Here is a 14,531-nt window from a genome sequence, read left to right as displayed (position 1 = left end):
CGGGCCCTCCTGTATGTCCCCGTTCGAGGCGCGCGTGCTCATCCCTGCGCCTCGATCCATTCGAGTTGTGCGGCCACCAGTTGCATGGTGCTGGCGTCGGGCACCGGGCCGTACAGCGCGGTGCCGATGAGGGTCGAGTCGACGCCGGTGCGGCTCGCGACGGCCGCGACCACTTCCTCGGGTGCGGCGTCCGTGCCGACACCGAGGGATGGGCGGATGCGCCGCAGCGTCGCCGCGCGCAGTTTCGCGGCGACGAATTCGGAGTCGTTCGATTTGCGGTACAGCGCGGCCTGACCCGCCAGCAGTTCGTTGGCCGCGACCTCGACCGGACGCGGCTCGCCGACCAGCGCGCCGCGGCGGCGCGCGCGCCACCACACCAGTGCCGCCGCCGCGATCAGGAATTGCAGGCCGCCGAAGGCGATCGGTGCGGGCAGCCGCTCGAAGATCGAGTCCTGGCCGGCGCCGAAATCGGGCCTGTCGTAGTCGCCCCCGGAATCCGGCGGGGATACCGGTGGATTGTTCGGTGGTTTCGGTGCGACCGGTGCGCTCAACGCCTGGATCAGCGCCCACCCCAGCAGAATCAGCGCGATCGCGCCGATGACGGCGGCCCAGAATTTCGGATTCCGCAGCAGTTCGGGCAGCGGCGGCAGGGAACGCCTCGTGCGCTCGGTGGTCTCGGTGACGGCCTTGTCGATCGGTTCCGGTTCGGGTGGCGGCGCGGACCCGGAGAACCGGTCCGCGTATTCCAGCCTGCGGTACTCGTCCTCGGTCGCGCGGCGGCCACCGTAGACGACCTCGTCGAAGCTGCGCGCGGTCGGCTGGAGTTCGGCGGTGAGATCCTGCGGCAGGGCCGTCGAGACGTCGTCCACCGTCTCGTCGGCGGTCCGCGAACGCCTGATCTCGAGTACCCCGCCCTGTTCCAGGCCGCGCAGCATGGCGCGGAAACGTTCGCGCAGCGCGCGGTCGTAGTCGCGCTGCGCCGCGGCGTTATCGGCCGCGGCCCGGTGTTCGGCGGCGGGGCCGAGCCGGGGCGTCACCGGGATGTCGGCCGAATCCGGTGTCGTGCGCCGGAATTCGCTGTCGTCGCTCACCGCGCCTCCGGGATCTCGATGTCGAATCCCTCCCGGCGGCAGCGCAGATCGATATAGGAGAGCACGCGCGAACTCGCCTCGACGATTTCGCCGAAGGCGACGAGCAGCAGTACCGCCGAGGTGAGCAGCACGATCACCGGCCAGCGATGGGTGCCGGTGAAATCGGTGAGGAACAGCGGAATGCCGAGCAGCGGTACGGCGACGAGGGCGAACAGCGCCCGCTGCGTCATCCACAGACCGGCGAGCGACCATCCCGTCCCCTCGGCGAGCAATTTCGCGCGCCGGACGGCGGCGGCGTGATCGATCCGCTCGGCGAATATCGCCGGTACCGCGACGAAACGTGTCGCCCGCAGCTTCCCGAGCCACGGCAGCGCCGCGGGTGCGGTGATGATGAGCACGCAGCACACCGCGATCACCGAAATCCCGACCAGGGTGAACAGCAGTTGGAACGCAAGTAGCGGCAGTGCCCGCTCCCCTAACCGGCGCACCGCGTCACGGCTCCCCAAGCGATGACCGGCGACCGTCGACAATCCGATCGCGACCGTGACACCGCGCAGGAAATAGCGCAGCAGCCACGCGCAGACGGCGGTGGACAGGATCGCCGACCACCAGGTCGCGGCATCGGAGCCGCCGGTGAGATCGGAGAAACTCGCGGTCAGCGTGACGACGACGATTTCGGCCAGCACCATTGCGGCCAGTGCCAGGCCGCCCAGCGTCATGATGTTGGCCTGGATGAGCGCGAACGGCGTATCGAGCAGTTCGCGGAAGGTGAACGGGCGGATGGGCACCGTCGTTCCAGGCGACCCTGGTACCGGATCTGTTCCCGCCCCGACGGCACCGGCCTCGGCGGCAGGTGACACGGCCCGAGTCTAGAGTGTGCGGCGCCGGTTGGCGGGGTATCCCGGCTCGAGCGGCCCGGCGGGCGGGTGCGGCAGCCGCCACGTCGGTGAGCCCCCGCCATGCGAAGTGCCCGAGGGTCAGTGTCGCTGGGGCCGGGCCAGTCGGGTCGGTATGACCCGCCCGCGCAAGGTGACGGACTCGCCGAGTTGCCACTGCCTCGCCTCGGCGGATGCGGCAGCCGCGACGGTGTCGGCCGCGGCGAGGACGAGGCCGGCGTCCTGTTTGGCGAGTTCGCACAGGCGCGCGGCCTCGTTGACCGGATCGCCGATGACGGTGAATTCGTAGCGCTGGTGCGCGCCTACATTGCCCGCCACCACCCGTCCGGCGCTGACGCCGAGCGCGGCCGAGAAATCGGAGGTCTCGCCGAGGCGAGAGGAGATCGCGCGGGCGCAGGCCAGGGCGGCCCCCGACGCGTCGGGTAACGGCGCGGGCGTTCCGAACAGGCACAGCGCGGCGTCGCCCTCGAACTTGTTGACCAACCCGCCGTGGCGTTCGACCTCGTCGACGACGATGCCGAAGAAGCGATTCAACATCTCGACGATGTCGGTGGCGGGGCGGGTCGCGGCCATCCGGGTCGAGCCGATGATGTCGATGAACAGCGCCGCCGCCTCGGTTTCGACGCCGCCGAGTACCGGATCGGTGGCGAGTGCGGCATCGGCGACATCTTGTCCGACATGTTTGCCGAACAGATCCCTGAGCTGTTCGCGTTCGCGTAGGCCGGCCACCATCCGGTTGAAACCGCTTTGCAGTTCACCCAATTCGGTGCCGTCGTAGACGGTGATCTCGCTGTCGAGATCACCGTTCTCCACACGGCGCAACGCCGCTCGCACCCCGCGGATGGGCGCGATCGTCGCGGCGAGGGTCTGGGTCATCAACAGCAGTCCGAAGACGAGGGTCGCGCCGCCGAGGGCGAGCACGCAGATCGCCAGGCGGGCGGTCGTCACCTCGGAGGTCGTCAACGCCAGTATCGCGAGCACCATCGTCCCCGCGACCGGTACCGCGGAACCGACGAACCACACCAGCAGCAAGCGCGCGAACATCCCGATGCCGCGGCGGCGTCGCGACTGCTCGGCTTGCAGCACCCGGGCGGTCACCGGTCGCAGCGCGAACTCGATGACGAGATAACTGCTGGCGCACACCACGATCGCACTGAAGGTGGTGCCGAAGGCGATCTTCGGGATCAGCTTCGGTTCGGCCAGGCCGTACACCGTCGTCAGCACGGCCAAACCGCCGAGCCACAACAGCGCCTGGTACACGGTGAGCCTGCGCGGAACCGCGATGGCGGCGGCCTGTTCGGTCTCGGTCGGCACCCGGTCCGGATCGATGGCCCAGCGCAGAGCGCGCAACCCGCCCGCGGTACCCCACCAGGCCCCGACCACGATGGCGACGGCCGAGTAGAGCGGTGCGGTGAGGGCGTTCAGCAGGAGCAGATCGCCGGTGAAAATCGTCGGGCCCGGCAGGACGAAACCGATCAGGGCGATCGATACGAACATCCCGGTGATATTCGCGATCAGCAGCGGCACTGTCAGCAGGAGCTGGATCCGCAGCCGCCGCTTGCCGGAGGGTTCGGCTTCCGGGCCGAGCAGCCGCGAACCCCATGGCGCAGGCGCGCTCGGGGAGGTCTTCGACTCGGTACCGGGCATGGTTGCAGAGTAGGGGGAATATCCGGCGCTCAGCGCATTTCGGTGCGACCTCGGGCTCGGGCGCGACCGCGCCGCCCGCCGGATACGGGGGCGATGTCGGGTCAGCGTCCCGGCGGGAGTTCGCGCGGGCCGCGCCTGCCGGTGAGTTCGGATCGGTTGCTCGCGGCTAGTTCGTGCTCACGGGTTCCCCGCGGCAGGTCGTAACCTCCGGCCGTTGCTGTGGGCAGCGCGGGATGGCGCGGATCCCGCGGCGTCGAATAGTCCGCGTCGACCACGGTCGCGGCCACCTGTTCGGCATGTCCGGTACCGGACGAGTCGAGCTGGTAATTGCCAGGTATGGCACCGGGGTGGGATTCCTGGGTGTCGATGGTGACCTTGCGGGTGCGCCGCAGCGTGAAGGTGATCTCCTCGACCTCCTCGAAGGCTTGCCGCGCGGTACGCAACGGATGGGTCGCGGTGTCGATCGCGTCGGCGACGAAGGCGGGCACCAGCGGGCGGATCCAGCGCGCGGCCGTATCGCTGAAGGGCACCTGGCCGATGATCGGGAGTTCGATGCCGCCCTTCGGTGTGACCTCGGGCGGCGGCGCGGGGACGGCCGGTGCGAGTGTGCCTGCGTCGACGGGGGCGGGCAGATTCGGTCTCACGATTTCCTCCTCGGACGCGGTGTCACCCGCGGGCAGTTCGGCGCGACGCGGTCCGTCGCCGAGGCGTCGCGGTTCGGTGACGCCGAGTTCGAGCCCGCCGACGGCGGCGATGATCCTGGTGCGCTGCCGCTCGCGATCGATGGCGGTATCGGCTTCGGCGGCCAGTCGCGCCGCGGTGAGCTGCTGTTCGGCCCGCAGGGTTTCGACCTCGGCGCGCACCCGAGCCCGCTCAAGCGCGATGGCGGTGTCGGCATCGAATTCGGCTCTTTCCTGGACGGTGTGGAAGGCGGCCCGCCGATCGAGCGAGGTCTCACCGCGCCACCAGCGCAGGATCAGCGGCAGCAAGGCGAACAGCACGAAGGCCGCCATGGTGAGCGCCCGCAGCAGCAGCGCGCCCGCCGGGCCCGCGGTGTAGTCGTTCATGGCCTGCCACCGGGCGCCGAGGCCGCGATCGGCCTCGGCGAACGCGGCTGACCCGGCCGCGGCGGCAACCTTCTCCGCCTCGGTGACGCGCAGGTCGGCGGCGTCGACCCGGCCCTGGGCCGCGGCGAGCCTGCCGCGCGCGTCGTCGAGCATGGCGTTGGCGGTCGCTGCCTCGGGGCCGCGACCGGGGACACCGGTGATGCGGGTCTGCGGGCATTCCGCGGTCGGGTTGAACTCGCAGCGCGCGATGACGAGGGTCCGATCGATATCGGCCTGTGCGGTGGTGACGGCCCGGTCCAGCGCGGCGCGGTCGGCGCGCGCCGATTCGGTTTCGGCGCGGGCGGTGACCACAGCGGGCGCGGATTCGGCGTCGCGCTGCGCCCGCTCGTCCAGCAGTCGGTCGACCGTGCCGCCGAACAGGACGGTGCAGGCCAATTCGGCGATCAGCGCACCGGACAGGGCGGCGACGCCGATGCGGGCGCCGAGTCCGAGCCGGTCCGGGACGCCGCCGGGTTTGCGGGTGGCCAGCGCACGCCCGATCGTGCCCGCGAGCAGCGCGGCGACCAGCGCGATGGCGGCGATTCCGGGCGCGGGCCACCCGCCGGTCGCGGCCAGCGCGAGGACGGTGACCAGACCGGTGACGGCGGCGAACAGGGTGACGGCGACTCCGGCGAGCGCGTAACTCGCCTGTTCGTGACCTTCGGTGACCTCGGTGGGTCGACCCCCGCCGAGCCAGGTGAAAATACCGGTGACGGTCATGGGGATCTCACATCCTCTATGTCCAGGCAGGGCGGCGTGCTTGGCGAAACTGTCACGGATTCGTCGTCACAGCGTGACAGGCCGGGACGCGTCACACCGCGCGGGGTCCGCAGGATGTGGCAAGGTTCACAGATCACCATGTCAACGCGCACTTCGGCGCGGATCGGGGGACGCCTCGGCGGGGGTTCTCCCACGTGCTCCTTCGTGCGCGGGACGCCGCGGTTGGCGGTGACACCGCGCACCGGGGAACCGTCGTCGCGGGCGGCGCGTCGAGCGCTGACACGGACATGTGTCGAATGACACCAATTTTGTTTGCTGAAAAGGTGCTGAAAACCACAGGGCGCGAAAGAAGCCGGACGGTCGGATCACATTGTGCGCTTGTCATGCCCACTGTCGGGAATATCTCACCGGCCTGCCGCCGGGTTAGCCATCACCGGGGGGTTTGCCCGTGCCCGACCGGGGGAAATCCACTTCGACGCAGGTGAGAACCAGTTCTCCCGGTGTACCGGGTGGCGGTCGGAGATGATCCGCTTGGTCATACTCGGTGGTTGGCACCGAGTGTCAGGGGATCGATCCCAGTGCATTCGCTGCTTTACACTGGACAACGCGCACAAGTGGAGGACGGAAAGAATTGGCCCTGCTAGACCAGGTTATTAGTACCACCTAAGTTGGTTGGGCCCCGGACCTGACTTATCGTTTGCTCTTACGCCGAACACACAAATGGTCGGCACCATCGCCCGCTCGGGCTCACCAAGCAGGTGCCCAGAGTAGCGGGCGAACACCCGCACGGAAGTAAGGAACGCGTAAGGGTTCCGTTACCTCCGAGCACCCACTACGTAACACACAGCGGGTGGACAACTGGAGACGTGACTGCACGCCGAAGACCATCAGCGCGGCTGGTTGCCGGAACGTGCGGGCGCAGTCTTGACGGAGGCGTTCGACGAAAGGCCGTTTTTTCTTCGAAGGCCGACTTTCTTGAAGGCAGAGGCATGACGCAACTTCCTGGCCACAGGTCACCTGGACCCATCGGGCTCTACGACCCGGCGAACGAACACGACGCCTGCGGCGTCGCATTCGTCGTCGACATGCACGGCCGCCGCAGCCGTGACATCGTCGACAAGGCTATTACGGCTCTGTTGAACCTGGAGCACCGCGGCGCCGCGGGCGCCGAACCGAATTCCGGTGACGGCGCCGGCATCCTGCTCCAGATTCCCGACCGCTTCTTCCGCGCGATCGTGGACTTCGAGCTGCCCCCCGAGGGGTCCTACGCGTCGGGTATCGCATTCCTGCCGCAGGCCCGTCGCGAGGCCGCCCGCGCCGCGTACGGCGTCGAGAAGATCGTCAAGGAAGAGGGCCTCGAAGTTCTCGGCTGGCGCGAGGTGCCGATCGACGAGTCGTCGCTCGGCGCGCTGGCTCGTGACGCCATGCCGACGTTCCGGCAGATCTTCGTCGCCTCGCCGCGCAATGGCTCCGAGCAACTGTCCGGCATGGACCTGGAGCGTCGCGCCTACGTCATCCGCAAGCGGGTCGAGCACGAACTCGGCAAGGCGGGCCCCGGCGAGGGCACGGTCGGCAAGGAGTCCGTGTACTTCCCGAGCCTGTCCGGCCAGACCTTCGTCTACAAGGGCATGTTCACCACGCCGCAGCTGCGCGCGTTCTACCTGGATCTGCAGGACGACCGGGTGGAGTCCGCCCTCGGCATCGTGCACTCGCGCTTCTCCACCAACACCTTCCCGTCCTGGCCGCTGGCGCATCCGTTCCGCCGGGTGGCGCACAACGGTGAGATCAACACCGTCACCGGTAACGAGAACTGGATGCGAGCGCGCGAGGCGCTGCTGCGCTCCGACGTCTTCGGCATCGATGAGGCGGGTAACAACCGGCTGCAGAAGATCTTCCCCGTCTGTACGCCGGGGGCGAGCGATACCGCGCGCTTCGACGAGGTGCTGGAACTGCTGCACCTCGGCGGACGCAGCCTGCCCCACTCGGTGCTGATGATGATTCCCGAGGCGTGGGAACGCAACGAGACCATGGACGCCAAGCGCCGGGCGTTCTACCGCTACCACTCGATGCTGATGGAGCCCTGGGACGGCCCGGCGTCGGTGTGCTTCTCCGACGGTACCGTCGTCGGCGCGGTTCTCGACCGCAACGGTCTGCGCCCGAGCCGCATCTGGGTCACCGACGACGGTCTGGTCGTCATGGCTTCCGAGGTCGGTGTCCTCGACATCGATCCGGCCAAGGTGGTCAAGAAGGTCCGGCTGCAGCCCGGCCGCATGTTCCTGGTCGATACCTCGCAGGGCCGCATCGTCGGCGACGAGGAACTCAAATCGCAGTTGGCCGCCGAGCACCCGTACCAGGAATGGCTCGACGCGGGCGTCACCAAACTGGCCGATCTGCCCGATCGACCGCACGAGCACATGTCGCACGATCGCGTGCTGATCCGTCAGCAGATCTTCGGCTACACCACCGAGGAACTCGGCCTGCTGGTCTCGCCGATGGCCAAGACCGGCGGCGAGGCGCTCGGCTCGATGGGCACCGACACGCCGATCGCCGTGCTCTCGTCCCGGCCGCGTCTGCTGTTCGACTACTTCTCCCAGCTCTTCGCGCAGGTCACCAATCCGCCGCTGGACGCGATCCGCGAGGAAGTGGTCACCAGCCTGCGCCGGGCGCTCGGCCCGGAGGCCGACCTGCTGCATCCGAGCGCGGACTCCTGCAAGCAGATCACCATCCCGCAGCCGATCCTGGACAACGACGAGCTGGCCAAACTCGTACACATCAACGACGACGGCTCCCATCCCGGGCTGCGCTCGGTGGTCGTACGCGGTCTGTACCCGGTCAAGAAGGGCGGCAAGGGCCTACGTAAGGCGCTGGAGGCCATCAACATCCAGATCTCTGCCGCCATCGACGGCGGCGCCCGGATCATCGTGCTGTCCGACCGCGAGTCCAACGAGAAGCTCGCGCCGATCCCGTCGCTGCTGCTGACCGCGTCGGTGCACCACCACCTGGTGCGCGAGCGCACCAGGACCATGGTCGGCCTGGTCGTCGAGGCCGGTGATGCCCGCGAGGTGCACCACATGGCCATGCTGGTCGGCTTCGGCGCGGCGGCGATCAACCCGTACATGGCCTTCGAGAGCATCGAGGACATGCTCGAGCGCGGCGGACTCGAACTGCCGGGCAGCACCGGCGATCTGGCCGCCGATTACCGCAAGGCGGTCGCCAACTACAACAAGGCCGCGAGCAAGGGCGTGCTGAAGGTGATGTCCAAGATGGGCATCTCCACCATCGCCTCCTACACCGGCGCGCAACTGTTCCAGGTGATCGGCCTGTCGCAGGAACTGGTGGACGAATACTTCACCGGCCTGCGCTCGCATCTGGACGGCATCGGCCTCGACGAGATCGCCGCCGACGTCGCCGCGCGGCACCGGATCGCCTTCTTGGAGAACCGCAACGAGCGCGCGCACCGCGAACTGGAGGTCGGCGGCGAGTACCAGTGGCGGCGCGAGGGTGAGTACCACCTGTTCAACCCGGACACGGTCTTCAAGTTGCAGCACGCGACCCGCACCGGCCAGTACTCGATCTTCAAGGAGTACACCAAGCTGGTCGACGACCAGTCCGAGCGGCTGGCTTCGCTGCGCGGCCTGTTCAAGTTCAAAACCGGTGAGCGCGCGCCGATCTCGATCGACGAGGTCGAGCCCGCCGAAGCGATCGTGAAGCGGTTCTCCACCGGTGCGATGAGCTACGGTTCCATCTCGGCGGAAGCGCACGAGACGCTGGCGATCGCGATGAACCGCCTCGGCGGTCGCTCGAATTCCGGTGAGGGCGGCGAGCATCCGGCCCGCTTCGAGGTCGAGGAGAACGGCGACTGGCGTCGTTCGGCGATCAAGCAGGTGGCCTCGGGCCGCTTCGGCGTGACCGCGCACTACCTGACCAACTGCACCGATATCCAGATCAAGATGGCGCAGGGCGCGAAGCCGGGCGAGGGCGGCCAGCTGCCCGCGCACAAGGTGTACCCCTGGGTCGCCGAGGTACGGCATTCGACGCCGGGCGTCGGCCTGATCTCGCCGCCGCCGCATCACGACATCTACTCGATCGAGGATCTGGCGCAGCTGATCCACGATCTGAAGAACGCGAACCCGCAGGCGCGGATTCACGTGAAACTTGTCGCGGAGCCGGGTGTCGGCACCGTCGCCGCGGGTGTCTCCAAGGCGCACGCCGACGTGGTGCTGATCTCGGGTCACGACGGCGGCACCGGCGCGTCGCCGCTGACCTCCCTCAAGCACGCGGGTGGTCCGTGGGAGCTCGGTCTCGCCGAAACCCAGCAGACGTTGCTGCTCAACGGACTTCGCGATCGCATCGTCGTCCAGGTCGACGGTCAGATGAAAACCGGCCGCGACGTGATGATCGCCGCACTGCTCGGCGCCGAGGAATACGGTTTCGCCACCGCGCCGCTGGTGGTGTCGGGCTGCATCATGATGCGGGTCTGCCACCTCGACACCTGCCCCGTCGGTGTCGCGACGCAGAATCCTGTGCTGCGCGAACGCTTCACCGGCAAGCCGGAATTCGTCGAGAACTTCATGATGTTCATCGCCGAAGAGGTCAGGGAACTGCTGGCGCAGTTGGGTTTCCGCACGCTCGACGAGGCCATCGGCCGGGTCGACCTGCTCGATACCGCCACGGCCAAGCAGCATTGGAAGGCCAGCAAGCTGGACCTGTCGCCGATCCTGGACAACGTCGAGACGGCGTTCATGTACCAGGACCGTCGCTGCACCAAGTCCCAGGACCACGGCCTGGACAAGGCGTTGGATCAGCAGCTCATCACGCAGAGCCGCGATGCGCTGGAGCGGGGCAAGGCGGTCAAGTTCGACACCAAGATCACCAATGTCAACCGCACCGTCGGCACCATGCTCGGCCACGAGGTGACCAAGCTCTACGGTGGCGCGGGCCTGCCCGACGAGACCATCGACATCACCTTCACCGGTTCCGCGGGTAACAGCTTCGGCGCCTTCGTGCCCGCCGGCATCACGCTGCGGGTCCAGGGCGATGCGAACGACTATGTCGGCAAGGGCCTTTCGGGCGGCCACCTGGTGGTCCGGCCGTCGCTGAACGCGCCCGCCGAATTCGCGGCGGAAGAGAACATCATCGCGGGCAACGTGATTCTGTTCGGTGCGACCAGCGGTCAGGCGTTCATCAGCGGCATCGTCGGCGAGCGGTTCGCGGTGCGCAACTCGGGCGCGATCGCGGTGGTCGAGGGCGTCGGCGATCACGGCTGTGAGTACATGACAGGTGGCCGTGTCGTCATCCTCGGTGAGACGGGACGCAACTTCGGCGCGGGCATGTCCGGTGGGCTGGCCTTCGTGTACAACCCGAACGGCACCTTCGTCGACCGGGTCAACCCGGAGCAGACCGATGCCGTCGAACAGCTCTCCGGTGACGACTTCACCTGGCTGCGCGACATCATCACCCAGCACCGCGACGAGACGGGTTCGGCTGTGGCCGAACGCATCCTGAGCGACTGGTCGCAGCAGGTGAACCATTTCGTGAAGGTCATGCCCCGCGAATACAAGAAGGTTCTGCTCGCTATCTCCGAGGCGGAGAAGGCCGGTAAGGACGTGGACGAGGCGATCATGGAGGCCGCACGTGGCTGAGATGGGACGCGTCCACAAGCTTTGTCCGATGTCGATAGGCGAGAGTACGGAGGCCGCTCGTGGCTGACCCGCAGGGATTTCTGAAGCACACATCGCGGGAACTGCCGACGCGCCGTCCGGTTCCGCTGCGTCTGATGGACTGGAAAGAGGTCTACGAGGAGGGGTTCGCACACGAAACCCTCCAGCGCCAGGCCAGCCGCTGCATGGATTGCGGTATCCCGTTCTGTCACAACGGCTGCCCGCTGGGCAACCTCATCCCCGAGTGGAACGACCTGGTCTACCGTGGCCAGTGGCGTGACGGCATCGATCGTCTGCACGCGACCAACAACTTCCCGGAATTCACCGGTCGGCTGTGCCCGGCGCCGTGCGAGGCGTCCTGCGTGCTCGGGATCAACCAGGATCCGGTGACCATCAAGCAGGTCGAGGTCGAACTCATCGAGAACGCCTTCGATAAGGGCTGGGTTTCCCCGATCTACCCGACCAGGATCACCGGTAAGCGAGTGGCCGTCGTCGGTTCCGGGCCCGCGGGACTGGCTGCCGCGCAGCAGCTCACCCGCGCGGGGCATACCGTGACGGTTTTCGAGCGTGCCGATCGCATCGGCGGTCTGCTGCGCTACGGCATTCCGGAATTCAAGATGGAGAAGCGCTTCATCGATCGCCGGATGGCGCAGATGGAGGCCGAAGGCACCATCTTCAAGACCGGTGTGAACGTCGGCGTCGACATCACCGCCGAACAATTGCGCGAACGGTTCGACGCTATCGTGCTCTCCGGTGGCGCCACCATCGCCCGCGATCTGCCGATCCCCGGTCGTGAGCTCGACGGCATCCACCAGGCGATGGAATTCCTGCCGTGGGCCAATCGGGTGCAGTTGGGCGACGATGTCACCGATGCCGATGGCCTGCCCCCGATCCACGCCAAGGGTAAGAAGGTCGTCATCATCGGCGGCGGCGACACCGGCGCGGACTGCCTCGGCACCTCGCACCGGCAGGGGGCGGAGTCCATCCACCAGTTCGAGATCATGCCCCGTCCGCCGCAGGAGCGCGCCACCTCGACACCATGGCCGACCTACCCGCTCATGTACCGGGTTTCCTCGGCCCACGAAGAGGGTGGCGAACGGGTGTTCTCCGTGAACACCGAGCGTTTCGTCGGCGCCGACGGCAAGGTCACCGGCCTGGAGGCGCACGAGGTCAAGATGAGCAACGGCCGATTCGAGAAGGTCGACGGCACCGAATTCACCCTCGAGGCGGATCTGGTGCTGCTGGCGATGGGCTTCGTCGGCCCCGAGAAGCGGGGTCTGCTCGAGGATCTCGGTGTCGGTTACGACCAGCGCGGCAATGTCCAGCGTGACAAGAACTGGGCCACCAATGTGCCCGGCGTCTTCGTTGCCGGTGATATGGGCCGCGGCCAGTCGCTGATCGTGTGGGCCATTGCCGAAGGCCGCGCCGCCGCGTCCGCGGTGGACAACTACCTCGAGGGTGAGACCGCGCTGCCCGCGCCGATCACCCCGACCATGGTCGCCCAGCGCTGACCCGAATTGCCTGAATGGCGTCCGCTGACCTCGTGTCCGCGGGCGCCATTCGTATCCGAGTACTGCCTCCGCAGTGCGCGGACCGAGAGCAATCCACGTACCCGATAGCCGGTTTGAAATAGTGATTCGCCGTCACGGATACCCGAATGTGATCGGCAGCGTCGTCTATAACGAACGTCTCCCCGGCGTGGAATCCGCTCGGATCCCACGCCCGATCATCCCGGTACCGTCCGCGCGCGGTCGCCCCGAAGTCGATCTCGCACAGCATCGCTCGCGGTGCGTGCGGCCGGTTCGCAAGCGGCGCACGGAAATCAGACACGTTCGGCGAGTTCGAATGGCGTGGGGGCCGTCGTGGCTCTATTGTGATCACCGACGCGCTACCTGACTGTGGGATGTAGTTCGGTCGTGCATCTCATATCGGCGGACAACTTCAGTTAACCCGGTGTGCACTGAAATGACATTCGCCGAGCTCAGCATGGTTAGCGGCAAACTTGTCGGGGATTGCCCCGGAGGGGCAAAGTTTGAACTGGAGCAGTATGCGGTTGAAAAAGGTTGTCGCGGCCGTGGGCGCGTCGGTGTCGATTGCGTCCGGCCTCGTGTTCGGCAGTGGTTCCGCCGTGGCGGAAAGCTGCCCGAGTCTCTATGTGGTGGCGATCCCCGGCACGTGGGAGACCGGCCATGACAAGACACCGCAGCCTGGCATGCTGGCCGGTGTCACCCGGGGTCTGCCGTCCTCGGTCGACGTCGACTACGTCACCTACGCCGCGACCGCGTTCCCGTGGGAAGGCGACGTCTACGGCGCCTCCAAGAAGGAAGCGACCGATAACGCGCGGGGGCTGGTCACCGCCATGGCTCAGCGCTGCGGCGGCACCCAGATCGCGCTGGTCGGATACAGCCAGGGCGCGGACGCCGCGGGTGATCTGGCCGCCGAGATCGGTACCGGCGTCAGTCCGGTCCGCCCGGAGCGCATCTCCGGTGTCGGCCTGATCTCCGATCCGCGCCGTTCGCCCACCGATGTCCAGGTCGGCCCGGTCGCGGGTGGCGCGGGCGCGGGTGGCGCGCGGGTCGGCGGATTCGGCTGGGTCAGCGACCGGACCAGGACCATCTGCGCACTCGACGACCTCTACTGCGCGACGGCCACCGATGATTTCGTCACCCGTTTCGCGGGTTTCCTCGCCCAGAGCTCGGATGCCAACCCCGCCAACATGTGGCGCTACCAGATCGAGGCCGGCGCGATCGTCAACGATCTGATGTCGCACGGCGGCGTGCCCACCCTGGGTTCGCAGCTCACCGAAGCCGCGAATCAGCAGCGCGCTCAGGATCTCGAGCGCTTCTACCGCTCGCAGGCCCACACCGTCTACGGCAGTTACCACGTCGGCGGCGGTCAGACCGCAATCACCTGGATGCACAACTGGATCGCGGGTATGGCCTGACCCTCGGCCGTAGCCGATCCCGACACAAGATCAGGGCCCACCTCCCGGACGGGGAGGTGGGCCCTGATCTATTCGGACCCGGCGGCTATCCAGCCGAACCCGAAGGCGGACGCGGGGACAGGAAGAAGTCGTGCGGACCGTCCTGATCGGGGTGATCACCGGGATGGTGGAACCTCACCCGAGGTCCTTCCGGTCCGTCGTGGTCGCCGCGGTGCGGGTGGTCGGCGATTTCGCCGCCTGCCGCGTCGGCCGGGGTCAGCGCAACGTCGGTGGTCGGCTCCGGCGCCTGCGCCGACGCGGTGACGGCGAGGGCGCCCATCGGCACCGCGGCCAGCGCGCCTGCCACGGCGACCTGGGCGATCCGGCGCCGGAATGTTGTCGATGTCGTGGAGAGCAACGAAATTCCTTTCCTATGGAACGTGAGTCGCGGGGCGGCGGCTCACCGGTTCCATAGAAGAGTCCGTCGC

Annotated in this window: 8 protein-coding genes; 3 read left to right on the top strand and 5 right to left on the bottom strand. The window is 67.7% G+C overall.

All coding sequences use genetic code 11. The features are described from left to right. Window positions 1-38 precede the first annotated feature (38 nt). From ABZS43_RS11175 to ABZS43_RS11160, 4 genes are all read right to left on the bottom strand, one after another. On the bottom strand, window positions 39-1,091 hold the full coding sequence (locus ABZS43_RS11175) for a DUF4129 domain-containing protein (protein WP_355035690.1): 1,053 nt from the start codon (window positions 1,089-1,091) through the stop codon (window positions 39-41). Next, the gene (locus ABZS43_RS11170) at window positions 1,088-1,951 is read right to left on the bottom strand and encodes a hypothetical protein (protein WP_355035689.1); all 864 of its coding nucleotides are present in this window, start codon (window positions 1,949-1,951) and stop codon (window positions 1,088-1,090) included. The genes ABZS43_RS11175 and ABZS43_RS11170 overlap by 4 nt, the downstream gene beginning before the upstream one ends. A gap of 117 nt (window positions 1,952-2,068) precedes the next feature. Continuing rightward, complete coding sequence (locus tag ABZS43_RS11165; RefSeq protein ID WP_355035688.1) at window positions 2,069-3,634, bottom strand: adenylate/guanylate cyclase domain-containing protein; 1,566 nt, start codon at window positions 3,632-3,634, stop codon at window positions 2,069-2,071. 101 nt (window positions 3,635-3,735) lie between these two features. Beyond that, complete coding sequence (locus tag ABZS43_RS11160; RefSeq protein WP_355035687.1) at window positions 3,736-5,460, bottom strand: DUF4407 domain-containing protein; 1,725 nt, start codon at window positions 5,458-5,460, stop codon at window positions 3,736-3,738. A 989-nt stretch (window positions 5,461-6,449) separates the two neighbouring features. Here ABZS43_RS11160 and gltB point away from each other — a divergent pair. From gltB to ABZS43_RS11145, 3 genes are all read left to right on the top strand, one after another. Beyond that, complete coding sequence (gene gltB, locus ABZS43_RS11155; protein ID WP_355035686.1) at window positions 6,450-11,102, top strand: glutamate synthase large subunit; 4,653 nt, start codon at window positions 6,450-6,452, stop codon at window positions 11,100-11,102. 59 nt (window positions 11,103-11,161) lie between these two features. Beyond that, window positions 11,162-12,631, top strand: a complete 1,470-nt coding sequence (locus ABZS43_RS11150) for a glutamate synthase subunit beta (RefSeq protein WP_355035685.1) — start codon at window positions 11,162-11,164, stop codon at window positions 12,629-12,631. Window positions 12,632-13,167: 536 nt separating this feature from the next. Beyond that, the gene (locus tag ABZS43_RS11145; RefSeq protein WP_355035753.1) at window positions 13,168-14,064 is read left to right on the top strand and encodes a cutinase family protein; all 897 of its coding nucleotides are present in this window, start codon (window positions 13,168-13,170) and stop codon (window positions 14,062-14,064) included. A gap of 85 nt (window positions 14,065-14,149) precedes the next feature. Here ABZS43_RS11145 and ABZS43_RS11140 read toward each other — a convergent pair whose 3' ends face one another. After that, window positions 14,150-14,461, bottom strand: a complete 312-nt coding sequence (locus ABZS43_RS11140) for a hypothetical protein (RefSeq protein ID WP_355035684.1) — start codon at window positions 14,459-14,461, stop codon at window positions 14,150-14,152. Window positions 14,462-14,531: the final 70 nt, after the last annotated feature.

It is taken from the genome of Nocardia sp. NPDC005366 (genome assembly GCF_040606855.1).
Classification (GTDB): Bacteria; Actinomycetota; Actinomycetes; order Mycobacteriales; family Mycobacteriaceae; genus Nocardia.
Note: the sequence above shows the minus strand (reverse complement) of the source record. Positions and strands in the feature narration are given on the sequence as shown.

Bases quoted from the DNA above. Each gene is read 5' to 3' on its own strand.
- ABZS43_RS11165 (WP_355035688.1), bottom strand. From the start codon at position 3,634: ATGCCCGGTACCGAGTCGAAGACCTCCCCGAGCGCGCCTGCGCCATGG.
- ABZS43_RS11160 (WP_355035687.1), bottom strand. From the start codon at position 5,460: ATGACCGTCACCGGTATTTTCACCTGGCTCGGCGGGGGTCGACCCACC.
- gltB (WP_355035686.1), top strand. From the start codon at position 6,450: ATGACGCAACTTCCTGGCCACAGGTCACCTGGACCCATCGGGCTCTAC.
- ABZS43_RS11145 (WP_355035753.1), top strand. From the start codon at position 13,168: ATGCGGTTGAAAAAGGTTGTCGCGGCCGTGGGCGCGTCGGTGTCGATT.